General features: G+C 34.9%; 16 protein-coding genes. 4 read left to right on the top strand and 12 right to left on the bottom strand.

Features of this window, described 5'->3' with window-relative positions; translation table 11 throughout:
* Positions 1-89 precede the first annotated feature (89 nt).
* Entirely contained in the window at positions 90-1,148 is a 1,059-nt protein-coding gene (locus PQ462_RS05295; protein ID WP_274252620.1) for a sensor histidine kinase, read from the top strand.
* Between the two features lie 66 nt (positions 1,149-1,214).
* The gene (locus PQ462_RS05290; protein ID WP_274252619.1) at positions 1,215-1,928 is read left to right on the top strand and encodes a LytR/AlgR family response regulator transcription factor; all 714 of its coding nucleotides are present in this window, start codon (positions 1,215-1,217) and stop codon (positions 1,926-1,928) included.
* A gap of 271 nt (positions 1,929-2,199) precedes the next feature.
* Here the strand turns inward: PQ462_RS05290 and nagB are convergent, their stop codons facing one another.
* The 11 genes from nagB to PQ462_RS05235 form a co-directional block, all read right to left on the bottom strand.
* Entirely contained in the window at positions 2,200-4,113 is a 1,914-nt protein-coding gene (gene nagB / locus PQ462_RS05285; protein WP_012024100.1) for a glucosamine-6-phosphate deaminase, read from the bottom strand.
* Positions 4,114-4,253: 140 nt separating this feature from the next.
* Entirely contained in the window at positions 4,254-6,353 is a 2,100-nt protein-coding gene (locus PQ462_RS05280; protein WP_274252618.1) for an alpha-L-fucosidase, read from the bottom strand.
* Positions 6,354-6,492: 139 nt separating this feature from the next.
* The gene (locus PQ462_RS05275) at positions 6,493-7,524 is read right to left on the bottom strand and encodes an RNA ligase family protein (protein ID WP_274252617.1); all 1,032 of its coding nucleotides are present in this window, start codon (positions 7,522-7,524) and stop codon (positions 6,493-6,495) included.
* A 172-nt stretch (positions 7,525-7,696) separates the two neighbouring features.
* Positions 7,697-8,674 (bottom strand): glycoside hydrolase family 43 protein, encoded by a 978-nt coding sequence (locus tag PQ462_RS05270; RefSeq protein WP_274252616.1) that lies wholly within the window; start codon positions 8,672-8,674, stop codon positions 7,697-7,699.
* A 196-nt stretch (positions 8,675-8,870) separates the two neighbouring features.
* Positions 8,871-10,049 carry an aldose epimerase family protein gene (locus PQ462_RS05265; RefSeq protein ID WP_274252615.1) on the bottom strand — a complete coding sequence of 393 codons (1,179 nt, stop codon included), beginning with the start codon at positions 10,047-10,049 and terminating at the stop codon, positions 8,871-8,873.
* A gap of 21 nt (positions 10,050-10,070) precedes the next feature.
* On the bottom strand, positions 10,071-11,093 hold the full coding sequence (locus tag PQ462_RS05260; protein ID WP_274252614.1) for a glycoside hydrolase family 43 protein: 1,023 nt from the start codon (positions 11,091-11,093) through the stop codon (positions 10,071-10,073).
* 230 nt (positions 11,094-11,323) lie between these two features.
* Positions 11,324-13,135 carry a glycoside hydrolase family 2 protein gene (locus tag PQ462_RS05255; protein WP_274252613.1) on the bottom strand — a complete coding sequence of 604 codons (1,812 nt, stop codon included), beginning with the start codon at positions 13,133-13,135 and terminating at the stop codon, positions 11,324-11,326.
* 259 nt (positions 13,136-13,394) lie between these two features.
* A complete protein-coding gene (locus PQ462_RS05250; protein WP_274252612.1) occupies positions 13,395-14,435 on the bottom strand; it encodes a glycoside hydrolase family 43 protein in 1,041 nt (346 codons plus the stop codon).
* 123 nt (positions 14,436-14,558) lie between these two features.
* A complete protein-coding gene (locus tag PQ462_RS05245) occupies positions 14,559-15,731 on the bottom strand; it encodes a cellulase family glycosylhydrolase (RefSeq protein ID WP_274252611.1) in 1,173 nt (390 codons plus the stop codon).
* Positions 15,732-16,011: 280 nt separating this feature from the next.
* Entirely contained in the window at positions 16,012-17,535 is a 1,524-nt protein-coding gene (locus PQ462_RS05240; protein ID WP_274252610.1) for a RagB/SusD family nutrient uptake outer membrane protein, read from the bottom strand.
* 16 nt (positions 17,536-17,551) lie between these two features.
* Positions 17,552-20,569 (bottom strand): SusC/RagA family TonB-linked outer membrane protein, encoded by a 3,018-nt coding sequence (locus PQ462_RS05235; RefSeq protein WP_274252609.1) that lies wholly within the window; start codon positions 20,567-20,569, stop codon positions 17,552-17,554.
* A 388-nt stretch (positions 20,570-20,957) separates the two neighbouring features.
* Between PQ462_RS05235 and PQ462_RS05230 the strand changes: the two genes are divergently transcribed.
* Positions 20,958-24,908 carry a hybrid sensor histidine kinase/response regulator transcription factor gene (locus PQ462_RS05230; protein ID WP_274252608.1) on the top strand — a complete coding sequence of 1,317 codons (3,951 nt, stop codon included), beginning with the start codon at positions 20,958-20,960 and terminating at the stop codon, positions 24,906-24,908.
* Between the two features lie 111 nt (positions 24,909-25,019).
* Positions 25,020-25,739 (top strand): type 1 glutamine amidotransferase, encoded by a 720-nt coding sequence (locus PQ462_RS05225; RefSeq protein WP_274252606.1) that lies wholly within the window; start codon positions 25,020-25,022, stop codon positions 25,737-25,739.
* Here the strand turns inward: PQ462_RS05225 and PQ462_RS05220 are convergent, their stop codons facing one another.
* Entirely contained in the window at positions 25,740-26,024 is a 285-nt protein-coding gene (locus PQ462_RS05220; RefSeq protein WP_274252605.1) for a hypothetical protein, read from the bottom strand.
* Between the last annotated feature and the right edge of the window lie 101 nt (positions 26,025-26,125).

The following is a 26,125-nucleotide window of genomic DNA, read 5'->3' as shown; positions in this document are numbered from 1 at the left end:
ATAAACTGACTTTTTATTAAAACTTATTTAGACGGACAACATATAAACTTAGATAAACATCAAAAAAAGTCACAAAACATACTCATATTATGAATTTCAATTCTAATAAATTATACCGCGTACCTTTGTATTATCATGTAGTTTTTTGGCTGACTTATTTCTTATTTAATACTTTTAGGTGGGGAAGCTATTTTAACGATTACTGGTATTCGATAAAAACCAACTTACTTGGATTTCCTATTCACATGACACTTTGTTATTTGAATATCCTGATTTTTATGCCGTATCTGGTGTACCGAAAAAAGTATGTTTTGTATGTACTCGCGGTTTTATCTGCCATTTTTGTTATGGTATTGATAAAATTTAACCTTACTTATCTCTTAATCACACATGAAGTCTGGCCCGAAGGACCTGAAACAATCGACAAATTAACGCTGAATTATACGATTGATATGATGATGGGAGAATTGTATGTAATGACTTTTGTTACAGCAATCAAAATCACTTTAGACTTTTTGAAAGAACAAAAAAGGGTAACTGATTTAGAGAAATCACAATTAGAAACAGAACTGCTTTTCCTGAAATCTCAAATCTCGCCGCACTTTTTCTTCAACACATTAAATAACATTTATTCTTTATCTGTCGAAAAATCGAATAAAACGCCCAAGATTGTTTTAAAACTTTCTGAGCTGATGCGTTACATGCTTTATGATACAAGCGGAAAAAAACAGAGTTTAGAAAACGAAATTCTATGTATTCAAAATTACCTTGATCTGGAACGAATTAGAAATGATGAACGTCTGGAAATAAACATGGAAGTTTCGGGAGACATTCATGATAAAGAAATTTCTCCGGTGATTTTACTGACTTTTATTGAAAATGCCTTTAAACACGGCGTAAATAAAAACACCGGAAAAGTAAAAATCGACATTAAATTTAAGGTAAAAGATGATTTTCTGTACTTCACAATTTCTAATCCTACGCCAGAAATTACGCAGCATCATGATAATTTTAACAAGTCAAGTGGTATAGGGATTGAAAATGTTAAAAAAAGACTAGAATTAGGTTATAATAAAACTGACTATAAGCTTTCATTTAAAAATAAAAAAGATATTTTTGTCGTAAAGCTGGTGATTAAAGTATCCTAACACCGTTTTTCCTCGTATATAAGTTTACCTGCTAAATTATTCGCTCAAATAACTAAGATTATAGAAATGAGAATAAAATGTTTGATTATTGACGACGAGCCATTGGCAATCAATGTTATTAAAAATTACTTAGAGCCGCTTGAAAATTTTGAGGTAATAAATACTTTCAGTAACCCGATTGAAGGCTTGAATTTTTTGAAAAATAACAAAGTTGATGTTATTTTTCTGGATATAAACATGCCGGTTCTTGACGGAATTAATTTTATAAAAAGTCTTGAAAATCCGCCTTTATTAGTAATTACAAGCGCCTATAGTCAGTTTGCGATTGAAACTTATGAATTGGACGTTTTAGATTATCTGGTAAAACCAATCGAATTTCCAAGATTAATGAAAACGCTCAATAAAATCAGCAAGAGGTTAGAAAACAAAGCCGCTTCTCCGCAGGAAAGTAATCCAGACAGCCCTTTTATTTTTGTGAAAATTGACAAAAAGAGAATGAAGAAGATTTTCTTCAACGAAATTTTGGTTATCGAAAGCCTTAAAGATTATTTAAAAATCAACACCACTACAGGGAAATATATTATTCACAGCACTTTATCTGACTTTACAGATTTACTGCCAGAAAAAAACTTCCTGAGAATCCATAGATCCTATACCATTGCAATCGACAAAATCGACGCAGTTGAAGGAAACAGTATTGAAATTGAAGGACTTCGATATGTAATTGGAAGATCGTATATCGATCATGTAAAACAGAGAATTTTAAATTCTTCTATATAGTATTTAACCGCAAAGAGCCCTAAGGTTTACGTAATCCCGATAGCTATCGGGAGCAAAGTTTATTCACAAAGCTTTGCGAACTTTTTTATATTCTTTTTTTGACCAAGCAAAAAAAACTTTGTGTTCTTTGCGCAAACCTTAGCGCTCTTTGAGGTTAAACTACATCGCGTATAAAAACAAAAAAAATGCAGCCAACCACGGCTGCATTTCAAAACTTGGTAACTAACCAAATAAACCACATGAAAATAGTTTATTATATTTTTAAGATTTCTTAGAAGAAATATCGCTTGAAGGCTTCAATCGCTGAATAGTCAGCTAAACCTAAAGCGTGATATTTTTCTGCAGTCAATCTGTTTCTGTCTTCTGCTCTAATCCAGAATTCTCTGCTGTCATCACCCTGGAACATTACACCGTCTTTTTGAGACTGGTGATAGAAAATCGCGTGACGTTTTTTAAGCACCTGATCCGGACTCATTGGAACCGCCATTTCAATTTGGTAGGTTTCCCATTCGTGCCAAGCACCTCTGTACAGCCAAACCCAGCAATCATCCATAAAACTCTTGTGTTTCAATCGTTTTAAAGCTTCAAACAAACTATCCAGACACACTTTGTGTGTTCCATGCGGGTCTGCTAAATCTCCTGCTGCGTAGATTTGATGAGGTTTTATTCTTTCGATGATATCGCACATAATTTCGATATCTGCCTCACCAAGATTATTTTTCTTTACCGTTCCTGTTTCATAAAAAGGAAGATCAAGGAAATTTACATTAGAATCCGGCAAACCTAGATATCTTGTTGCTGCTAATGATTCACTTCTTCTAATTAAACCTTTCAGTTTTCTTACTTCTAATGAATCGATATCATTGCTTTTTTTGTTTTTCAAAAAGTCAATAATAGTCTCTGCCGTAACAGAATCAGCATTTAATGCTTTTGTAATTTCAGCAAACTTTAAAGCTTCCTGATTCGAAACCGCAATATTTCCTGAAGTCTGGTATGCAATATGAACATCATGCCCCTGCTCTACCAATCTGTCAAAAGTTCCCCCCATAGAGATAACATCATCATCTGGGTGCGGACTAAAAATGATAATTCTTTTTCTTTCCGGAGTTGCACGTTCTGGTCTGTACGTATCATCGGCATTTGGTTTTCCACCCGGCCATCCCGTGATAGTCTGCTGCATTTTGTTGAACATTTTAATATTCAAATTGTATGCAGTTCCTTCTTCTGTCAAAACGCTTGACATTCCGTTATCGTTGTAATCTTTGTCAGTCAGTTTCAAGAAAGGTTTTTTAGTTAATTCGCTTAACCAAGCCACTGCTTTCAATTTTAATTCGTCTGTCCAGATTACAGATTTTACTAACCAAGGTGTTTTTACTCGAGTTAATTCTGATGAAGCTTCGGTATCTAAAACAAAAGTTGTGTTGTTGTGCTGCTGTAAATACGTCGCCGGAACTCGAGAGGAAATTTCACCTTCGATTGTTTTCTTTATAATATCTGCTTTGCTGATTCCCCATCCAAGAAGTACAATTCTTTTAGCATTTTTTACGGTGCCAATTCCCATTGTAATTGCTTTTCTAGGCACATTATCAATTCCTAAAAATGATGATGCGGCATCAACACGTGTTAAGTGATCTAATGTAATGCTTCTGGTTCCTGAATTTACGTGAGATCCCGGTTCGTTGAATCCGATATGTCCCGTTCTTCCAATTCCAAGAAGCTGAAAATCCAATCCGCCGTAAGCTTTGATTTTCATTTCATAATCGATGCAATATTGCTGCAGGTCTTCATTGCTGATGCTTCCGTCAGGAATATTGATATTTTGAGGCGGAATATTAACATGATTAAAAAGATGCTCATGCATAAAGTACCAATAACTTTGAATGTCGTTTTTATCCATTGGATAATACTCATCTAAGTTGAAAGTTACCACATTTGCAAAGCTTAAACCTTCTTCTTTATGAAGACGAACTAATTCTTCATATACTTTTATAGGAGAAGATCCTGTTGCCAAACCTAAAACACAAGGTTCGTTTAATTCTTCTTTTCTCTGAATTATATTGGCTATTTCCTGAGCTACTAAAATTGAAGCTTCTTTAGACGAATCAAAAATTACATTGTGTATCTTTTCAAAACGCGTTTCTTCAAACTTTCCTGCTTCTTTGAAATTTATACTTTCTTTAATCATTTGCCTGTTGTTCTAATTATTTAGTATAAAATTAAATATTACATAATGTAAATAATCAAAAATTCGACTAATAACCTGTTACCTTCGCTATAGGACAAAATTTGAAACTTTAACCAAAAAGTTTACAATTCAAAAGGCAATTATAATGTTTCGATAACATTTAATTCTGCTATAGAAACAGTTGATCCCTTTGCCACTGCTGACTTGGCAACAAAACGAATATATCTGGCTTTGGCTTTTTTGAAAGTCTTAATCTGTTCGATTGGGTTGTGTTTAATATTCGAAAATTCACCTCCAGACTGCAATGTCCAGTTTACATTATCAGTGCTTGTGTAGAATTCGTAATTTGAAATTAAATTAAGATTGTTTCCTACTTGCTGCGGTACATACGTAAAACCGTTTAAGTTTAAAAGACTTCCCATATCTATAATTATTTCCTGTGGAAGTTTGTTTTGATCATTACCAAAACTCCAATCGGTATCTGGATTTCCGTCGATAACACGATCAGCTGCTTTTAAATCTCCGCTTGAAGCCGAAACTATTTTCCAGTTTTCTTTTGATGCGCCGTATTTTGCCGTTTTTACTGCGCTGCTAATATTTTCTACAGCATCAATTGCTACGGCTTTTATGGTAACCGCTTTATTAACTCGAAATACTCCTTTATATAAGGTGCTTTTTTTCGTTGGATTTTTTCCGTCAAGCGAATAATAAACAGGATTCCCGTCTTGAGATTTAATCGTAACATCGCCGTTTTTATCACGGCTGATTTCCGGCATACGCACAAAAGTCGGTGCATTGTAAGCTTGAATATTTGAAATAACAATATTTGCTTTTGAATCTGTAATATTGATTCTTAACGCCGATGCTTTAACCCGGTCGATTCTTAGAATTCTTTTGTAACCAATTGTCGTTTCGTTTGCAGCAGTTTTCCAGTTTCCATCTACTTTAACCTCAACATTAAAAGCTTTTACACGCTGCCCAAGTGCAATATATTCCTGAAGTAAAATTCGGTTTATGTCTGTAGGTTTATCAAATTCAAAAGTTATTGAAGCGGTTTTAACATTGTCATCTGTTGCCCAATAGGTATTTTTATTTCCGTCGACCGCATTTTTTCCTGCAAATGTTTCGCTGCTGCCTCTAACATTATCAGCAGCAATTTTTGTTTTAGATAATAATTCGGTTTTAAAATCGGCTTTTACAGTCGCTACTAATTCTTTTAATCTGGCTTCGTCATTTTCGTGAACCAAACCTCTCCTGTCAACCGGAAGATTTAATAATAAAGTGGCATTTCGCCCAATTGATTCGTAATAAATATCGACCATTTCATCCAGCGGACGTACTTTATCATCTTCAACTGAATGATAAAACCATCCCGGTCTGATTGAAACATCGGCTTCGCCAGGAACCCATTTTTCTCCGTCTTCATGCCCTGACATAAATTCGGTATAATGTACTTTTCCTGCTAATTCATCTTTTTGGCGCAAAAGCGACCAGTTTGTTTTTCCGGCACGGCCTTCTTCATTTCCAATCCATCTGGCTTCTGAAGGGCCAACGCCCCAAACCAAAGTTTTTGGTGCAGTTTTGTAGATTAATTTATAGGTTTCATCCCAATTGTAATATTCAAGTGTATTGATTTTCCTCGTTTCATTGGCTCCGCCGTAATAACCGTCACCGCCATTTGCACCGTCAAACCACATTTCAAAAACATCTCCGTAATTGGTTAATAATTCTTTCAGCTGGTTTCTAAAATAGGTAATATATTCCGGCTTGCCATAATCTGCCCGGTTTCTGTCCCAGGGAGAAAGATATAGTCCTAATTTTAAATCGTATTCTTTACAGGCTTCTGCCAATTCTTTTACTAAATCACCTTTCCCGTTTTTCCACGGAGAATTCTTCACTGAACGTTCTGTATACGCCGAAGGCCATAAACAAAATCCATCGTGATGTTTGGCAACCAAAATAATTCCTTTCATTCCGGCCGCTTTTACAATACGCGCCCATTGACGAACGTCTAAATTTGTCGGGTTAAACAGAGCTGGAGATTCGTCGCCGTAACCCCATTCTTTATTGGTAAATGTATTTAATGAAAAATGTACAAAAGCATAAAATTCCATTTCCTGCCAGTCCAGTTGTTTTTGAGTAGGAAGCGGACCAAAAGGTTCCGGAGCTTTTACAGTATTTTGACTGTTTGCAGAAATTGTGATACATAGAGAACACAAGAAAAGAAAAATGTTTTTCATCGTACGGTGATTCATAACGTATTAATAAAATAGGAACAACACAATATTAATGTAAATTACTATTCTAAATGTTATTATTTCGACCAACAACGATTTTGAAAGAGTTTTCGAAAAATTTAAAGTAATCAGAAAATCAGATTTACTTAGTCAAATTATGATTTTCAACCAATAACCTTATTTCTGGTTTTATTCGGTTTACAATCCATTCTCTTTGCTCAGCTAAAATATCATTAAGAATTTGATCATTTTGGATATTAAAATCTAATAAAACATCTTCAACAAATTCATTGTAGATATTTTCCATCCTTTGAATATTTTTAAAATCGATTGCACCAATTTTTGACAATACACTGTTCAATCTGTTTTCTGTAATATAAGTTCTAAGATCTTCTATTAAAAAAGTTAACTCTTCTGAATGTGACGATACCTCTGGGATATAAGACCAATTTTGTGCCTGATGAAATTTTTGTTCTTTAAACTCTGCATTTTTTAGTTTTATTACCGGTCTTTCATCATTTTGGATTAATCCGTTATGTTTTAATGGTTTTACAACAATTCCTTCAATTAAATTGTCTTCAATTAAAGGTAAATTAAGTAATGCGGGAATAGTCGAACTGATTCTCTTATTAAACTCTAACGCCTCATTGAGCTTTCCTGAAAAAAGTATTTTAGCATGAAAAACAGAAAATTTTTCAAAGTAAGAGACTGTCAGGTCATAATCCAGATATTCTTTTTTACCTTCTTTTACAAACGCAATATCAAAAGCACAAAAACTGATTTCAGGCGTGTAGTAAACACCTGTTTGTATAGCTTGAACATTAGGTTCCGGAACTACATCCTGATGCGGGTAGTGCCCTCCAAATAATTCTCCATACACTATATATTTATCTGCTTTAAAATCAAAACTTAACTGTTCAAAAAAAGATATTATTTGGGTTTCAATTTTACTTATTACCGATTGAAACCCAAAAAAGTCATCATTCCATTTTAAGAGATCTTTTCTTTTGGCAAATTGTAAATTCTTGTTTTGATAGACAAAACTAAAATTAGCTCCGTGTACTTTTTCTGTCACCACCCATTTCAGCTTGTTCATATCTTTAACCAGCTTTTCATTCTGCTCATACTGATTAAAGTTTTCAGGCATTTTCTCATATTCAGAAAAAGTACTCATGCAATTTTATTAATTAGAATAATATAATCTTAAAAGTATTACAGATTATTTATCCACCAATAAATAAGCAGTTTCAACCTAAAAATTTAGGCAAAATTAGTTATTCTTACTATATTTTTGAGAGTTTATACTTATAAAAAAAATCAAGTCTAATTTATCAAAACAGAACTTTTTATTTTGTTTTTAAAAACTGAAAACTTGCAGGATCAGCTAGAATTTTTCCGTCTTTAAATTCAATTGAAATAATTCCGGCTTTCCTTGGGGAAACACCGCTTTCGCTAAAATGTGTATGCAGTACATAATGCATTTTGTTGTTTTTATCCCAAAAAACATCACCGTGGCCAATTCCGTTTTGTTTGGTGTTTTTTCTGCTGATGATTGGGCTGTCTGCTGCTTTTTCCCAAGGTCCAAGCGGACTTTTACTGGTTGCGTAACCCACAGCATAATCTATATTCCTGAAATCATTTGCCGAATAAATCATGTAATACAAACCGTTGTGTTTTAAAACTGTCGGGCCTTCTGTAACCGGCCAGCTTACATTTTGTGTATTTTCCCAAGGCAAAATTCCCGAAATACATTCGGTTAACGTTTCCGGTTTTATACTTTGAAAATCGTCATTGATTTCTGCTGCGAAAATTCGGTTTCCGTTAGTTAAACGCACATGATATAAATATTTTTTTCCATCTTCATCAATAAAAATGAACGGATCAATTTGGTTTCCGGTTTTGATAATCGGTTCTTTTGATTCGCTTTTAAACGGCCCAAGCGGACTGTCACTTACTGCGACTGCAATATTTTCATTTGCAGTGTAAATCATGTAAAATTTATTTTGATACGAAAGTATCTGCGGTGCCCAAAAACCTTTGTCACCAAAAGCATCTCCTTTTTTTAAAGCCAGACCGCTCTGCTCGCCATTTGGACCTTTCCAGTCTTTTAAATCTGTTGAGGTATACACCTGAAATCCTTCACCGTTTGGAAAATCTCCTGTTGTGGTTCCGTATAAATAATAGGTTCCTTTGTTGTAAAATATAGTTGGATCGGCCAGTAAGATGGTATTCGATTTTACTTCTTTTGGTTTCTCTGTGCTTTTTTCCTGCGAACAGGCTGCGAAGACACAGAGTGATGTTATTAAGGTTAGTATTTTTTTCATTTTTTATTGGTTTTAGTTGGTGTATTTTAACCGCAAAGAGCGCAAAGAATTACGCAAAGCACGCAAGAGTAAAAAAAATAAGGAATTACTTTGGGTTCCTTCGACTTCGCTCAGGGTGACAAAAGTGAGAAAAAAACTTTGCGACCTTTGCGTAATTCTTTGCGCTCTTTGCGGTAAAAAAAACTTTGCGGTTAAACTACTTTTTTACAGAAAACTGATAATAAGAAACTGTATGATATTTTTCTCCCACTTTCAAAACAATCGGAGCAAATTTTGGCTGGTTTGGTGCGTCTGGGAAATGCTGAGTTTCTAAAGCAAAAGCAGTTCTAAAATCATCTTTTGCACCACTTTTAAATGTGTTTTTTGACTGCATGAAATTTCCGCTGTAAAACTGTAATCCCGGTTCTTGTGTAAAAATATCAAGCGTGATTCCCGATTTATCACCACAAATGGTTGCAGCATGATTTAATCCCTTTTTCTTAGTTCCGTCTAAAATGTAATTGTGGTCGTAGCCTTTTCCAAATTTCAACTGTTCATCTTTGGTTTCAATTCTTTCGCCAATGGTATGTTTTAACGTAAAATCAAAAGGCGTATTTTTTACTGCTTTTAATTCGCCGCTTGGAATCAAACCTTCGTCAACGGGAGTAAATTCGTTGGCATAAATTTGTAATTCGTGATTTAAGATTGTACCGCTTCCTTCTCCATTCAAATTAAAAAAAGCATGATTGGTTAAATTGACAATTGTTGTTTTATCTGTAGTTGCTTCATACTCCATTTTAACCGAATTATCATCAGTAATCGTATAGGTTACTTTTACAGATAAATTCCCAGGAAAACCTTGTTCGCCGTCTGGTGAAACATAGGTAAAAACCAAAGTGTTTTCGTTTGTTTTTTCGGCATTCCAAACTACATCCTGAAAACCTTTTACACCGCCATGCAAGGCATTTTTCCCATTGTTTAACGGAACTTGATATTGCTTCCCTTCTAATGTAAATTTTCCTTTTCCTATTCGGTTTCCAACTCTTCCAATCGTTGCTCCAAAATAAGGTTCTGTTGAGGTTTTAAAGCCTTTTGCGCTATTCATTCCCACCACAACATCGGTTGGTTTTCCGTTTTTATCGTTTACCCAAAGTCCAATTAATCTTCCGCCGTAATTGGTAAAAGCAGCTTTAATGCCTTTATTTTCGATCCAGTATAACCCAACTTTTTTTCCGTCGATTATGGTATCGAAATTTTTAGTTTCGAAAACAGTTTTTACTGAATCTGTTTTGATTTCTGTCCTTTCCTTCGAAACCGAATCTTCCTTTTTATTGTCTTTACAATTAAATTGAAAAAGCGCCAGCAAAACAACTGCAGCAATTTGAATATTTTTCATTTTTATAATTTTAAGATGATTTTATTTTGATGGAATTGCCAGTTTGGTTTCTTCACTTACCGGCTCTCCCAAAACCGGAAATCCGTTGGCATCCCAATAAATTTTCTGCATTCTTGGCGATCTTTTATTACCGCATCCTTCTCCAGGATTTGAGTTGGCGTGATACAAAATCCAATCTTCTTTTCCGTCAGGAGATTTAAAAAATGAATTGTGTCCTGGCGCGTATACTTTGTTTTTATCTGATTGTTTGAAGATGGGTTCAGGAGATTTTTTCCAGGCATTGGCATCTAATAAATTATCACCTCCGTTAAATGTTAATAATCCTAAAGCGTAAAAATCTGTCCAGCATCCGCTTGCCGAAAACACGATAAAAATTTTACCTTTTCTTTCTAAAAACTGCGGGCCTTCGTTTACGTTTACCTGAGGAGGATTTACATCATCATGCAGTGCTCCGTGTGTTTCCCAGTCATTTGTTGGTGCAGAAATCATAACGCGGTCGCCTTCAATTTCAAGCGGATTTTTCATTTTAGCGATGTAAATATTCTGCTGTCCGTTTGTGTCACCTTCCCATCCGGCCCAAATCATATAGAGTTGATTTTTATGTTCGAAGACATTTCCGTCGATTGCCCATTTATCGGTTTTGGCAGCAATTTTTCCTTTAAATTCAAATTTTCCTTTAAACGGATCTGAGGATTTGTTTTCTAAAACATACATACGGTGCGTATTGTTGTCGCCATTATCTGCTGCAAAATAACAATACCATTTTCCTTTGATGATATGAAACTCCGGTGCCCAGATTTCAGCCGAATAATTGGTGTTTTGGGACGGTGTCCAGATTACTTTACTTTCTGCATTTTTAATATCAGACAAGTCTTTTGTTTTCCATAAAACCAGTTTATTCCCCAATGTATTGGTGTAATAATAATAGCCTTTGTAATAGGTACTGTATGGGTCTGCTCCCGCTGGAAGAATTGGGTTTGTAAATGTTTTTTGCTGCGCAAAACTTATAATTGTAAACAGAAAAAGTATAAGGTATTTTTTCATTTTTAGTTTTTTTATTGTTGGGTGTGATTTTTAAAACACATAGAGATATAGTTTTTCTTTGTCTGTAAAAAGGCATTTCATTTTTCTTAAACAAACATAGCTTTCCATGGTCTTGAAAAAATACTTTTTACAGTATCTCTGCACAACTATGTGTAGAAACTAGTTTCTTTTACTTTTCTTTTTAAGATAAAAATATCTATGTCTCTATGTGTTTAAAAACAAATCACTATTTAATGATTCAAAGCATTAATAACTTCTGTATTAATCATATTTACAGCTTTGAAATCCATTTTATCTATTTTTCTGTCGTAGGTCATGAAACCGTTTACTTCTCCTTCAACATCGGTTGTCTGCGTGTAAACTGCTGCTGAAAATCCTGTTTTTACATAATTTTTTAAGATTTTAGCGTACTTGATATATTCTGCCGTTACTTCAGCTTCATTTTTAAATTTAACGTAACCCCAATTGTCATTTGCTCTCCATAAATGCCCTTCCAGCGGAAGACCAATTCCGCCGTATTCTCCTAAAACAGTAACTCTTCTGGCATCATACAAATACATTTCCGGTCCGGGATAATTGTGTAAATCTAAAATGTCTCCAGTTTGAAAATGATTCCCGCCGCTTGACGAATTTGTTAATCGGCTTGGATCGTGATTTTTAGTCCATTCTGTAATTTCTACGGTTTTGAATTGTCCCCAGGCTTCGTTAAACGGAACCCAAACCACAATACTTGGATAAGAATACAAATGATCCATAATTTCTTTCCATTCTTTTCTGTAGATTTCTTCTGATTTTGCCGAACGCTGTAATTCTGTTCCGGTAAAATATTTTGTGTTTTGCCAAATTGGCTGATCGTCTCCGCTTGGCATATCCTGCCAAACCAAAATTCCTAATTGATCGCAATGTGTGTACCAGCGTTCCGGCTCAACTTTTACGTGTTTACGAATCATATTAAAGCCTAATTCTTTGGTTTTAATAATATCATATTTTAAAGCTTCATCAGTTGGCGCAGTGTATAATCCGTCTGGCCACCAGCCTTGGTCTAAAGGTCCGAATTGGAAATAATCTTTATTATTTAACTGCATTCTCATGATTCCGTTTTCATCTCGTTTTGATGAAATTTTTCGCATCGCAAAATAACTTTTCACCTCATCAACCACTTTATTTTTGCTGATTAAACGAACTTTAGTCTGATACAAAAATGGACTTTCGGGCGACCATAATTTTGGATTGTTCAAAACAATATCGTTGCTTTCGCCAACAACGGCTTTTTCTTTAGCAATTTCTTTTCCGCCGTCAAAAACAGAAATTTCAACTAAATCTCCTTTTTCTGCTCCGTTTATATCAGCCTTAATGCTGATTGTATTTTGGTCAATATTGGGTGTTATTTTTAGTTCCGAGATATTTTTAGCGTTTACTGGTTCAATCCAAACGGTCTGCCAGATTCCGGTAACAGGCGTATACCAAATTCCTTCTGGATTTTTAACTTGTTTTCCTCTTGGCTGAGGTCCATCATTTGATGGATCCCAAACTTTAACGACTAGTTTTTGATTTTTTCCTTTTTGAATAAATGGCGTTATATCAAATGCAAATGGAGTGTATCCGCCTGTATGCGAACCTACTTTAATGTCGTTTATAAAAACTTCTGTTTTCCAGTCAACAGCGCAAAAATGTAAAAGAATATTTTTGCCGTTCCAGCCTGATTCAATCGAAAAATTAGTTTCGTACCAAAGTTCATTTTTTGCGCCGACTTCTTTCATCACACCAGACAGACTTGATTCTGCAGCAAACGGAACCAGAATCTGCCCGTCATATTTTGAAGGCGCTGTTTTGCCAAATTCCTGAATGGCATAATTCCATAAACCATTTAGATTTTTCCATTGGCTGCGCTCCATAATCGGACGGGGATATTCTGGCAGCGGTTTCTTTGCATCAACCTGTTCTGCCCATTTTGTTTTGATTTTATCTCCCTGAGGTTTCCATTGTGCATTTACTGCAAACATGGATAACAAGGCTAAAAAAAGGATACTTTTTCTTTTCATGCTTTATATATTTTAGGCACTTTTTGATAACAACAAATGCCGTGATTTTCTTCTAAATCAAAATGAATTACCAGACTTATATCCACATAAGTCTGGTAACTTCTCAAACTAACTTAACTAACCGTATTTTTAGTTATGAGTTTTGAGTTAGAAGTTATGAGTTGGGTTACTAATTATTTTATTTCCGATTAAATAATCTGTTTTTATTAACTCAAAATTCAAAAACTACGACCACAACTCATAACTCATAATTTATAACTCATAACTTTTTAGTGATTCCGAACTTTTTCACCAAACTGTCGTATTCTTTTTTAGAGATTGTAATCATGCAGCCGTGGCGCACTTTTTCCGGAAGACTGTATTTATCCCAATCTGAGAAAAAAGTGTAACCTGAGGCTTGGTACCAAGGTCCGTTTAAGTTATCTGCAATTGATAATCCGTAAGAAACTCCGGGATATTGTTCGTAATACATGTACCATATTTTGTCATCTGGAGAAGGAATCAGCATTGGCGCTTCTCTAAAATTGGGACTGATAGACTGCTGGGGCAAAGAATAAGGTCCTAAAAGATTTTTTGATTTCGCAATTCGGATGGTTTTTCCGGTTGTCCAATACAACGTTGGGTAGGTTTCGTCTTTAATTACGGCATAGTAAGAATCGCCGATTTTACGAATAAAAACATCAATGGTTCCCATATCCCAGTCGAACAAACGATTTGGTGTTCCTTCAAAAGTTTTTAAATCTTTCGACAAAACATATAAAGTTCTTTGACTTGCCCAATAACGTTCTCCGTCTTCTTTTGTTCCTTCAAGATGCGGGGTATGCCAAGTCATGATAAACTTTTCTGAATCTTTATCGTAATATAATTTTGGAGCACCAATTCGCTGTAAAGCATTAGAATAATCAGGTGTGCTTTTTAAATCCGGCGTATAATCAGAATGTTTTTTCCAGGTAATTAAATCATCCGAAACCCAGATGTTAATACTTTTTGCATCGTCGCCTGTATTTCCTGCAATGTAATATTTTCCGTCTGGTCCTTTACAGATATCGGGATGTCCTTTGTATTCTTCAAAAACGCGTTTTCCGCTGTTGAGGTTTTCCCAATGCAAACCGTCTAAACTTACAGAATAATACAATCTGCCATAATCGTTGTGCGTCATGTGCGCAAAAAGATAGGCTTCGTTTTTTGGTTTTTCATTTCCCTTAACTTGTCCCGGCGGATCTGGCTGTTGTGCTTTCGCAGAAAATCCAGCCAAAATTACCAGCAGAAAAAAGAGCTGTTTTATTGTGTTTGTTTTCATTGCTGTTAAAGTTTAGCTTATTGCCCACGGATTTTACAGATTAAACAGATTTTTGCTGATATAATTTAAAATGATCGGCGGAAATCCGTGAAATCTGTGAAATCTGTGGGCAATAAAATTTATCTACTTCTTATTCGCTTCTGCTGTCATTTTTTTAATCAAATCTGTCTCAGCTTTTATGTATGGTGTTCCGTCTGTGTGTAATACTTCGTGAAACCATAATTTTGGTTCTGAACTGTATTCTTTCGTCCAGCTGTCCCAGGCGTATTTGGTTTGTGTTTTTCCATCAACAAATCCCCAGTTAATCATGCCTACATTGTATTTTCTGGCTACTGGTAAAAATCCTTCAAAAGTACTTCCGTTTGGTCTTGCCATATATTCTGTACACAATAGCGGTTTTCCGTAACGCTGTAATTGTTTGATTACTTTTTCGAAATCTTGTGGTGTATTGTAGTTGTGAAAAGAAACTACATCTGATTGTTCAATCTGCATTTTGTGCATTGGTTTCATTTTCGCTTCATCGCTCCAGTCTCCAACCCAAACTCCAGAAGTTAAAGGCTGTGAAGGATTGCTTTCTCTTGCCCACACAAAAACATTTTTTAAAAGAGGCAGAACTAAATCGACTTTGTTTTTGATTTCTACTTTTTCATAAGATGGTCCTGTCATATTATCCGGCTCGTTCCAAACGTCCCAGCCCAGAATACGTTTGTCATCTTTAAATTTGGCAACCGTTTCTTTTACATATTTTTCTAAACGAGGATATTGTGTAGAATCCTGCAGCACTTTTTGTCCCGGACTCTGCACCCAGCCTGAGTTGTGTTTGAAGGGTTTTGGAGCGCGCTGTTTTCCTAAAGAAGGAAACGGATCCCAGCAGGAATCAAATAAAACGAAAAGGGTTTTAATGTGATGTTTGTCTGCAATTTCAAGAAACTGATCCATACGTTTGTAAAGTCCCTCTCCATCTTGCTTGTGCAATAAATCGTGCAGGTAAACGCGCATTACATTCATGCCTAAATTTTCTGCCCAGCCCAATTCCTGATCGATTCTTTTGGGGTCAAAAGTATCTTCCTGCCACATCTCTAATTGATTTACAGCTGTGCTGGGATAATAATTTGCGCCCACTAACCAAGGCTGTTCTGCGTACCATTTATTGGCTTGGTCTTTTGTCCAGATTTCTCTTTTTTCGATTACAGCAGTTTCATTTTTTTTCTCTTCAGAATTACTTTTTTTGTTGTTGCAGCTTAGCAATACTAATCCTGCCAACATAAATGTCAGACACAATTTTACTTTTCTCATTATAAATTTTGTTATTATGAACAATCGTTCTTTATGATAAGGGAATCAGATATATTAATCTGATTCTCTCAAAAAATCAGTTTTAATTCATTGGGTGAGATTATTTTTAACACATAGAAACATAGATTTTATTATTCTGCTTAAGATTATAGAAAAAGCCAGCTTTCACAAATAGTCCTATTGTGTATTATTCTAAGTGAAACGCCTTTAATAGATTCCTAAAAACTATGTTTCTATGTGTTAAAATTAAATTCTGTTCAATTTTAACCAATGCATCTTTTTAATATCCAGAGTTCTGCTCTAGATTTGGATTATTATCTACATCACTCTGCGGGATTGGCATTCTATGATTTTTGCCTACCGTGAAGTTTTTAAAATCCGGATCACGAAGCGCAATTTTATCAACTGAAGCCTGAGAATTTAAATCTCCCCAGCGTTTTAAATCTTCCCATCGAACACTTTCGCCGCATAATTCCAGAACTCTTTCCATTTTCAAACGTTCTAAGAATTTATCGTGATCGTTTCCAATTTCAGGATGTGCAGCAGCTAATGTCTTCATGTTTGCACGAGCTCTTACCTGATCAACATATTGGTAAGCATCTGAAGTATTGCCTAATTCATTTAAAACTTCGGCATAACGCAATAAAATGTCTGCATAACGAACTAATCTGTAATTTACCTGGTTGTAATAATCTTCATTATTTCTGTAGTAGTCACGGCTTCCTTTTCTAAACCATGCTTCATCATTATTCCATTCCCAGTTTCTATCGTATGTTTTATCTCCAAAATCAGCCAGTAATTGAGGGTAGTATAAAGTCCATCTTAAACGAGTATCCAGATTACCATCTTTGTTTTTTTCCTGTTTAAAAGCATTTACTAACCAAAAACGAGCCTGACCGTCTGACCATCCAATTCCTCTAGGTGCAAAAAACTGCGAACGATTGCTCGAAACTGCTGCATTTTGTGACTCATCTGTTCCTCCTTTTCTTTGATCTCCAAACTGGATTTCAAAAACAGATTCGCTGTTGTTTTCATTTACATCTGTAAAATTGTCTCTGTAGTTAGCAGCTAAGCTATACTTTGCTCCTGCGCCGTTAATTAAATATTCTAAAGCGGCTTTGGCTTCCGGCCATTTGCGCTGCTGCATATACGTTTTGGCAAGAAAAGCTTTTGCGGCACCTTTATCCGGTCTTCCCAATTGATCTGATGACCAGTCTCTTGGCAGATCTTCGTAGGCTTCGTTTAGGTCTTTTTCAATTTGTGCCCAGATTTCGTCAACCTTTTTCTGCTGAGGTAAATCTGACGGCGTAGACGGATCTAAAACCAATGGAACATCTTCCCAGATTACTGCTGCATAGTAGTAATGTAAGGCTCTGAAAAATTTAGCCTGCGCAATAATTTTCTTTTTATCATCTTCATTTTGAAAAGCAATATTTGGAACATTTGCTAAAACCTGATTACATCTAAAGATGGCTTTGTAAGTATCTCTCCATGTTACGGCATTTCCTTCCCAAAAATTATAATTGATGTAATTAAATCTTGTCCAGTCTGCTAATTCTGTCCACGGGCTTACGCTGTAACCTTCATCAGAAGTAAGGTCTAAACGAAAATAAATCCATCTTGCCCATAATCCGTCTTTATAAAACATGGCGTAAATTGAGTTTACACCGGCTTGTGCATCACTTTCAGTTTTCCAATATTGATCTACTGTTATATCATTTGGGCTGTTCAAATCCAATTCGTTTTCACAAGCTGTAAAAACCAGACCCAGAAAAGCTGCTGTTATTATTATTATTTTTTTCATTACGCTGTTTTTTAAATTAAAAGCTAAACTCTACACCAAAAGAATATGTTTTTAGATTTGGGAAAGAACCATTATCAACACCTCTTTCAAAAATTCTGTTATCTCCCGTATTACTAAATTCAGGATCTAAGCCTTTGTATTTTGTAATCGTAAGAATGTTTTGTGCAGATAATGTTAATCTTGCTCTTGTAATTCCTGAATTTTTTAAAACACTGTCTGGCAGATTATATCCAAAACCAATGTATTTTAGTCTGATAAAATCACCGCTTTCTAAGAAACGGTCGCTGTCTCCTCTTGAGTTTAAGGTTGAACCTTTTGTAATTCTAGGAAAATCAGTATTTGGATTTTCTGGTGTCCAAGGCTGAATACCTGTTCTGTAGTTACTGTTATCGTCAAAACGATCTACAACACTTCTAAATCCATTATAAACAGTAGCTCCGTGCGAAGCAATCCAGTTCATAGAAAAATCAAAACCTTTGTATTCTGCTCCGGCGTTTAATCCCATTTCAAATTCTGGCCATGGGCTTCCTACGATAGATTTATCTTCATTTGTAATTTGCCCGTCACCGTTCACATCTTTAAAACGAATATCTCCCGGAACCGCATTTGGCATAATCACTTTTCCATCTGCGTTTTTGTAGTTCTGAATTTCTTGCTGAGACTGGAATAAACCATCTGTCTGCAATACGTACCACATACCTACTGGTTGTCCGCTGCGTGTCATGGTGTTTCCAATAATGTTTTCATTTTGACCGTTACCTAAAGAAACCAGTTTGTTGTTTATTTTTGTAAAGTTTACAGAAGCATTAAATGAAACTTCGTTGATTTTTTTGCTGTAAGCCAGTTCTAATTCAAAACCTTTATTTTCTACAGTTGCAGCATTAGAAATTGGGTTTCCGCCATCGTTACCAGTAGTCAGTAAAATTGGAAAACCAAATAATACATCTTCTGTACGGGCAATAAAATAATCGGCAGTAAGACGCAGATCATTATTTAAAACTCCTAAATCTAATCCTAAGTTGGTTTGTTTTAATTTTTCCCAGCGCAATTGTGAATTTGATAATTTTACCTGAGCTGCAGATGGATATAAGTTTTGGTCTTTACCTAATACAATTTGTCCGAAATTATTAATGAAACTTCTTGACTCGTATTCTCTGATATTTCCAGAACCCAATTCTCCATAACTTGCTCTTAATTTTAAATCTTTAATAAATTCTGATTTAAAAAATGATTCGTTGCTTATTCTCCATCCTGCAGAAAGTGACGGGAAATTACCCCATTTATTTCCATCGCTGAATTTTGATGAACCATCACGTCTGATTACTGCATTAAATAAATAGCGATTATCGTAATTGTATTCTAATCTTCCTAAGTAGGATGTTAAAGCGGCTTCGTTTATAAAACCTCCAACAACAGGTGAATCTCCCTGATTTAAAACTTCATAATACTGACCTGTTCCAGAATTCATTGGCAGATTTCTCTTTGTTCCATAAATCTGATTGTAAGTATCTTTTTGAAACGTCTGACCTACTAAAACTGTAATATCGTGTTTCCCAAATTCTTTTTTGAAAGTCAGTGTATTTTCAAATAACATCGTTTCTGATCTTCCTTTATTTTGATCGGTCTGAGATGGATCCTGAGGCTGGTTTAATGTCCAGCTTCCTTTTTTTCTCATGTATTTATAAGAATCAAAACTAGTTTCATATCCAAAATTGAAACGGTATTTTAACCAAGGCACAAATTTTAACTCTGACCAGATGTTTCCTCTAATTCTAAAGTTTTCGTTTGTTGTATTAGAAAAATCAGCAAGTGCCAGAGGATTTGTTCCAAAAGTATCTGCAACACCTTGTTTTCCGTACCCGTATCCGCCCGGATTAGAAGCGTCGTAAAGCGGAATTGTCGGCGTCATTCTGTAAACATCAATAATTGGATTTCCAGACATTTCATCTGTTTTAGCATTACTAATGGCTAAGTTTTCTCCAATACTAAAAATTCCTTTTGTACCGCTTGAGTTTACACGAAATGAAATTCTGTCGAAATCAGTTCCAACAACAGTTCCTTCATTTCCAAAATAATTTCCAGAAAGGAAAAATGTAGAATTCTCGTTTCCGCCTGAAAAACTCGCATTATAATCCTGAATCATTCCTGTTTGAAAAGTTGCATCCTGCCAGTCAGTATCAACAGCCATATTCAGGTTTTGTCTCGGAAGTCCGGCATTGTCATACGCCATGTTGTTGTATTTGGCAAACTCCTCGGTTCCCATCAAATCGTAACGAGGCATAACCTGAAAACTTGTTTTTGCCGAAACTTCAACTTGCAGCGGTCCTTTTTTACCTTTTTTAGTCGTAATAATAATTACCCCATTTGCTGCTCTCGAACCATAAATAGCAGCGGCAGAAGCATCTTTTAAAACCTGAATTGATTCGATATCATTTGGGTTAAAATCACGATTTGCCGTTGTTACCAAACCATCAATTACATAAAGCGGATTGGCATTTTGAAGGTTCTTTAAACCACGAATTTCAATATTAGCTTCCTGTCCGGGACGTCCGCCGCCGCGAACTTTTACTCCCGTAACTAAACCTTGTAATCCATCTGCAACTGTAGTTACCTGTCTTTTTTGAATTTCAGTGGCTTTAACCAGCGCTACAGCTCCTGTAAGGTCTTTTTTCTGCTGCGAGCCGTATCCTACTACTACAATTTCGTCGAGTTTTGTGGCATCTTCTGCTAAAGCAGCATTTATTATTGTTTTGCCGTTAATCGCGATTTCGGTTGTTTTATAACCCTGAGAACTAAAAACCAGTGTCTGGTCTGAGCCTGCGGTTATTTTATACGTTCCATCGAAATCGGTTACAGCGCCGTTTTTAGTGTTTTTAATGACAACGTTAGCAAACGGAATTGATTCTCCTGCTGCAGAAGCTACTTTTCCCGTTATGGTTATTTGCTGTTGTGCATACGATTGTTGTAATAATAAACTAAAGAAAAACAAGAGGTAATATCTCTTCTTTAAAATTTGAGTGATCTTTGTTTTCATTGATTTGTCATTTAGATAGTTTCTTTTTTGGTTGGTTTTACAATTGTTTTTTACTAATTCTAGTCGGCTCTAATGCGCACAAAAAAACAAATAGTTTTACTAGCTGCTAATAATTCGTTCATTTTGTTTCAAAATTGCTAATGGAATATTTTTTCAAACTTTATTTTAAAGACAATGTATTTTTTAAGCCTAAAAATTGTCAATATCATTTATTTGAAAATCCAAAGTAGATGATTTTAATTCAAAATAAAATGCTTCATTTGTGTCAATTTCTATCTCAAATGATTCAAATTGTATAAAAAAGACGAGAAAAACAGAGGCCTGCAACATTTTGTTGAAAATTGACACGATTTGAATAAGTCCATGTTTTATCCTAAAAAACACAGCTATGCGTAAATTCTTTCTTTTTGTATTTTTTTTGATTTTTTCAGTAAATTTTATTGAAGCACAAGAATATTATTTCAAACATTTTCAGGTTGAAGAAGGACTTTCTAACAACACCGTTTTGACCTCTTTACAAGATGATGACGGTTTTATGTGGTTTGGTACAAAAGATGGTTTAAACCGATTTGACGGCTATCGTTTTAAAACTTACAGAAGCAATGCCGATCCAATTCATAGTTTAGGAAGCAATTATATTCAGTCTTTACACGAGTATAAAGGCGTTATCTGGGTAGGGACAGATAAAGGTTTGTACCAATACGATAAAAAAACAGATCAGTTTACAGTTTTAAACGAAGCTATTAACGATCGTATCAACGATATTAATCACGATAAAAACGGAAATATCTGGTTCATTTCAGGAAATATTCTTTATAAATATTCTACTTCAAAAAAAGAAACCAAAACTTTTAACCCAAATAAATACTTTATAGCCACTTCGATTTCCAGAGATGCAAACGGGCAGATCTGGGCTTCTTCCTTAAATAAAATTTACCGTTATTCTGAAGAAAATCTTTCCTTTGAAAATATTCCTGTAACGCCTCCATCCAATTCTGCTAATTTTAGGATTACGGTTATTTATGCTTTAGACCAAAACAATATTGTTATAGGAACGCAGGACGACGGCGTTTTACTTTATAACATTCAAAACAAAAAAACTTCAAGTTTAGAATTTTCGACAAAAAAACCTGTTTATGTCCGCCAGTTTAAAAAGAAAGGAAACGACGAACTCTGGATTGCCAGTGAATCTGGGGTTTATGTTTATAATCTAAAAACGAAGTCGAGCGTTAATCTCAAAAAAAATTACAATGATCCGTATGCAATTTCAGATAATGCGGCGTATTCTATAACTATTGATAAAGAAAACGGAATTTGGGTTGGAACGTATTTTGGAGGCATTAATTACCATCAAAAACAATACACGCAGTTCAAGAAATATTTTCCGCAGAAAGGGCAAAATTCTATCAGCGGAAGCGCCGTTAGAGAAATTCATAAAGATGATAAAGGTGATTTATGGATTGGAACTGAAGATGCCGGCTTAAACCGATTTAATCCAAAAACTCAAATCTTTACTTCGTATTTGCCAAACGGAAGCAAAAGCAGTGTTTCATATTATAATATTCATGCTTTAATGCCCAGAAAAGACAAAATCTGGGTAGGAACTTTTGAACATGGTCTGGATGTTTTAGACCGAAATTCGGGCGCAGTTATCAAACATTACAGTGCCAATAATCCGGGTTCTGGATTGCGAAGTAATTTTATTTTTTCTTTTTATGTAACCAAAAAAGACGAATTAATTGTAATTACGACAATGGGACTTTATGTGTATAATGAGCAGAAAGATACTTTTGATACTCTAAAAACATTTCCGGAAACCACGCATTATACGACTTATAAAGAAGACAGTGACGGAAATCTCTGGGCGGGAAGTTACCGCGATGGTTTGTTTTATTACAATCCTAAAACCAAAAAGAAAGAGGTTTTTATTTACGATTATAAAAACCCAAACGGAATCAGCAATAACTCTATCAATTATATTTTTGAAGACAGTTCTAAAAATTTATGGTTTGCTACCGAAAATGGACTGGATTTATTTGATAAAAAAACAAGAACGTTTAAAAAATTCACCACCAAAAACGGATTTCCAAGTAATGTCGTGTATTCGATTTTAGAAGACGATTCTAAAAATTTATGGCTGACGACTTCCAAAGGTTTGGTAAAATTTGGCCCGGATCATAAAAGCATCAAAATTTATACAACCGCAAATGGTTTATTGAGCGACCAGTTTAATTATGCATCGGCTTATAAAGATACGAATGGCGATATGTATTTTGGAAATTTAAACGGAATGATCAGTTTCAACCCGAAGAACTTTACCAAGAATAAATACACGCCTTCGATTTTCATCACCAATCTTCAGATTAATAATAAGGATATTGATGCCAACGGAAATGATTCGCCTATAAAACAATCTATTTCGCATATTGATGAACTGGAATTAGACAATAGCCAGTCGTCATTTAATCTCGAATTTGCCTCTTTAAATTACACAGCGCCGGAACTTACAGAATATTGGTATAAACTGGAAAACGTTAACAACGACTGGGTTTATCTGGAACGCAACAATAAAGTTTTCTTTACAGAATTAGCGCCGGGTGATTATGTTTTTAAAGTAAAGTCGCTGAATAGTTTTGGTGTCTGGAGCAAAGAAGTAGAATTAAAAATCAGAATTCTGCCTCCGTTTTGGGCGAGTTCTTATGCTTATTTTTTCTATTTTCTGCTAATATGCGGTTCGTTTTATTACATCATTCGTTATTCGCAGAATTTAACGCAGATTAAAAACAACCGAAAAATAAAACATCTAAACGACGAAAAAGAAAAAGAAATCTATCAGGCCAAAATTGACTTTTTTACCAATGTGGCGCACGAAATCAGAACGCCTTTGACGTTGATAAAAGGGCCTTTGGAAAAACTTTTGGTTATGGAGCACAAATCGCCGGAAGTACCTCAGAATCTTTCTATAATGAAGAAAAACACGTCTCGTTTATTAAAACTGGTAAACGAATTACTGGATTTTAGAAAATCTGAAATTGGCGGTTTGAAATTGACTTTTGTAGAAGCCAATATTTCGTCGATGGTTCGGAATTTACATTTGAGATTCAGTCAGTTGATTGAAGAACGCAGAATTGAATTTGAACTTGAACTGGGCGAAAAAGACATTTTTGCTTTTGTAGATAAAGAAGCTTTCAAAAAAATCCTGAGTAATTTGATGAGCAATGCTATTAAATATTCTACAGATAAAGCTTCGATTACGCTTTTTAGAGATGAAAAGAAACTGACTTTAATTGTAAAAAATGACGGAAATCTGATTCCGTTTCATTTAAAAGATAAAATTTTTGAACCGTTTTTCAGGGTTGATAATATGGATACGACTTCGGGAACAGGAATTGGACTATCGCTGGCGCATTCGTTAACGCAGCTGCATAACGGAAATCTGCAGGTAATTCCGGACTCAAAAGTCAATATTTTTGAGCTTGTGGTGCCGCTTCGTCAGGAAGAAGAATTTATGTTTTACAATGAACCTGAAAAAGAAGAAGTCGAAACGGAATCTGAAACAATTGAAGTCGAAAACAAACATGAAAAAACACAGCTTTTAGTAGTTGAAGACAATGAAGATTTATTGAATTTTATTACAACTGAATTAGCGCCGTTTTATACTATTTTAAAAGCGGATAATGGAGAAAATGCCTTAAAAATAATTCATAATGAAAATATTCAATTGGTTATAAGCGACGTTTCGATGCCGGTTATGGACGGAATTACATTGTGTAAAGAGATTAAAACAAATCTCGAAACCAGTCATATTCCGGTGATTTTGCTTACCGCCAAAAATTCGCTGAAATCCCAAATTGACGGTCTTGAAGTGGGTGCCGATGCCTATATAGCAAAACCTTTTTCAATGGATTATTTAAAAGTTCAGGTAAATAATTTGATTGAAAACAGAAAGCAGATTATGAATTATTATGCGAGTTCGCCGCTTTCGCATATTAAAAGTATTGCACACAACAAAACCGATGAAAAGTTCCTGAAAAAACTCGACGAAGAAATTCTGAAAAACATCACCGATTCTGATTTAAGCGTAGAATCTCTCGCACAAATCATGAATATGAGCCGTTCAACTTTATACCGAAAAATTAAAGACATTTCGAATCTGAGTCCGAATGAGCTGATTAATATCGTACGCTTAAAACGTGCTGCTGAGTTACTTTTAAACGAGAATTACAAAATGTATGAAATCGCCGAAATGGTGGGTTATAAATCGCAGACGAGTTTCGGACGTAATTTCCAAAAGCATTTTACAATGACTCCTTCGGAGTATATTGCAATGAATAAGTGAGTTTTTAGTCGCAGTTTTCAGTTTTAACTTCTGGACTATCTTTTAATAATTAAAAGTGGACTATGAGGATTTTTTATAATGAAGGTAAATTTGCTCTAAATTTTGAATTTGATGAACATACATTTTATACAACACGAAATATTTGAAGCGCCGGGAGCGTATTTAAACTGGGCAAAAGAGAGAAATTATCAAATTTCTTTTTCTAAAGTTTATGAAAACGAACCCCTGCCCGATTCAGCAGATTTAATCGATTTGCTAATTGTCATGGGCGGGCCTCAAAGTCCGAATACTACTTTGGAGGAATGTCCGCATTTTAATGCTGCTGCCGAAATAAATTTGATTCAAAAATGTATTTCGGCAGGAAAAGCTGTTGTAGGTGTATGTTTAGGTTCGCAGTTAATTGGCGAAGCACTTGGAGCAAAAGTCAATCAGAGTCCCGAAAAAGAAATTGGTGTTTTTCCTATTACCTTGACAAAACTGGGTACCGAAGATGAAAAAATAAACCATTTCGGCACATACTTAAACGTAGGACATTGGCACAATGATATGCCAGGACTGACACCAGAAAGTAAAGTTTTGGCTTTTAGCGAAGGCTGTCCGGTTCAGATTGTTTCCTATTCTAATGTAGTTTATGGTTTTCAATGCCACATGGAATTATCTACAGAAGTCGTATCACTTTTAATTGAAAGTGAAGATGATTTAGCTTCTGCAAGTAAAAAACACAAATTTGTTCAAAGTCCTGAAACTATTCTGGCTTATGATTACAGCGAAATGAATGCGAAACTTTTTGAGTTTTTGGATAAACTTACTGCTGCATATAAAGCTCAATAATTATTGTAATTCATTGATTCTATCCAGTAATTCAAATTCATCTACAGGAAGTAACTGAAGCGCCATTTCAAGCATTAAGGCAATATCTGTGTCTTTATTTGCATTTTGTTCTAATGTTAAAATACATGATTTCAAAATTTGTGTAATCATACAGCTCAATTCAGTATAACCTGTCAATTCAATTTTTACTTCATACCTGTTTTTTTCTACCGAAATAGGTTTTAAAGTATTTAAATATTGACCTGCTAAGTTTTTAAATTTCTCTAATTCTTCATTCATTTCCATTTCTTTATTTTTTTACAAACATAAGAGTAAGAAAGCTAAAAAATAGGAACGTATTTATCCAGTCAGATTTAACTGTTTTTGTTTAAATATAAATGAGCAAT

This window comes from Flavobacterium sp. KACC 22758 (assembly GCF_028736135.1).
In the GTDB taxonomy this organism is placed as follows: domain Bacteria; phylum Bacteroidota; class Bacteroidia; order Flavobacteriales; family Flavobacteriaceae; genus Flavobacterium; species Flavobacterium johnsoniae.
This window is presented reverse-complemented; position numbering and strand designations above follow the sequence as displayed.

Excerpts from the sequence above, each read along its gene's own strand:
- PQ462_RS05295 (WP_274252620.1), top strand. The coding sequence starts at position 90 with ATGAATTTCAATTCTAATAAATTATACCGCGTACCTTTGTATTATCAT.
- PQ462_RS05290 (WP_274252619.1), top strand. The coding sequence starts at position 1,215 with ATGAGAATAAAATGTTTGATTATTGACGACGAGCCATTGGCAATCAAT.
- nagB (WP_012024100.1), bottom strand. The coding sequence starts at position 4,113 with ATGATTAAAGAAAGTATAAATTTCAAAGAAGCAGGAAAGTTTGAAGAA.
- PQ462_RS05280 (WP_274252618.1), bottom strand. The coding sequence starts at position 6,353 with ATGAAAAACATTTTTCTTTTCTTGTGTTCTCTATGTATCACAATTTCT.
- PQ462_RS05275 (WP_274252617.1), bottom strand. The coding sequence starts at position 7,524 with ATGAGTACTTTTTCTGAATATGAGAAAATGCCTGAAAACTTTAATCAG.
- PQ462_RS05270 (WP_274252616.1), bottom strand. The coding sequence starts at position 8,674 with ATGAAAAAAATACTAACCTTAATAACATCACTCTGTGTCTTCGCAGCC.
- PQ462_RS05265 (WP_274252615.1), bottom strand. The coding sequence starts at position 10,049 with ATGAAAAATATTCAAATTGCTGCAGTTGTTTTGCTGGCGCTTTTTCAA.
- PQ462_RS05260 (WP_274252614.1), bottom strand. The coding sequence starts at position 11,093 with ATGAAAAAATACCTTATACTTTTTCTGTTTACAATTATAAGTTTTGCG.
- PQ462_RS05255 (WP_274252613.1), bottom strand. The coding sequence starts at position 13,135 with ATGAAAAGAAAAAGTATCCTTTTTTTAGCCTTGTTATCCATGTTTGCA.
- PQ462_RS05250 (WP_274252612.1), bottom strand. The coding sequence starts at position 14,435 with ATGAAAACAAACACAATAAAACAGCTCTTTTTTCTGCTGGTAATTTTG.
- PQ462_RS05245 (WP_274252611.1), bottom strand. The coding sequence starts at position 15,731 with ATGAGAAAAGTAAAATTGTGTCTGACATTTATGTTGGCAGGATTAGTA.
- PQ462_RS05240 (WP_274252610.1), bottom strand. The coding sequence starts at position 17,535 with ATGAAAAAAATAATAATAATAACAGCAGCTTTTCTGGGTCTGGTTTTT.
- PQ462_RS05235 (WP_274252609.1), bottom strand. The coding sequence starts at position 20,569 with ATGAAAACAAAGATCACTCAAATTTTAAAGAAGAGATATTACCTCTTG.
- PQ462_RS05230 (WP_274252608.1), top strand. The coding sequence starts at position 20,958 with ATGCGTAAATTCTTTCTTTTTGTATTTTTTTTGATTTTTTCAGTAAAT.
- PQ462_RS05225 (WP_274252606.1), top strand. The coding sequence starts at position 25,020 with ATGAACATACATTTTATACAACACGAAATATTTGAAGCGCCGGGAGCG.
- PQ462_RS05220 (WP_274252605.1), bottom strand. The coding sequence starts at position 26,024 with ATGGAAATGAATGAAGAATTAGAGAAATTTAAAAACTTAGCAGGTCAA.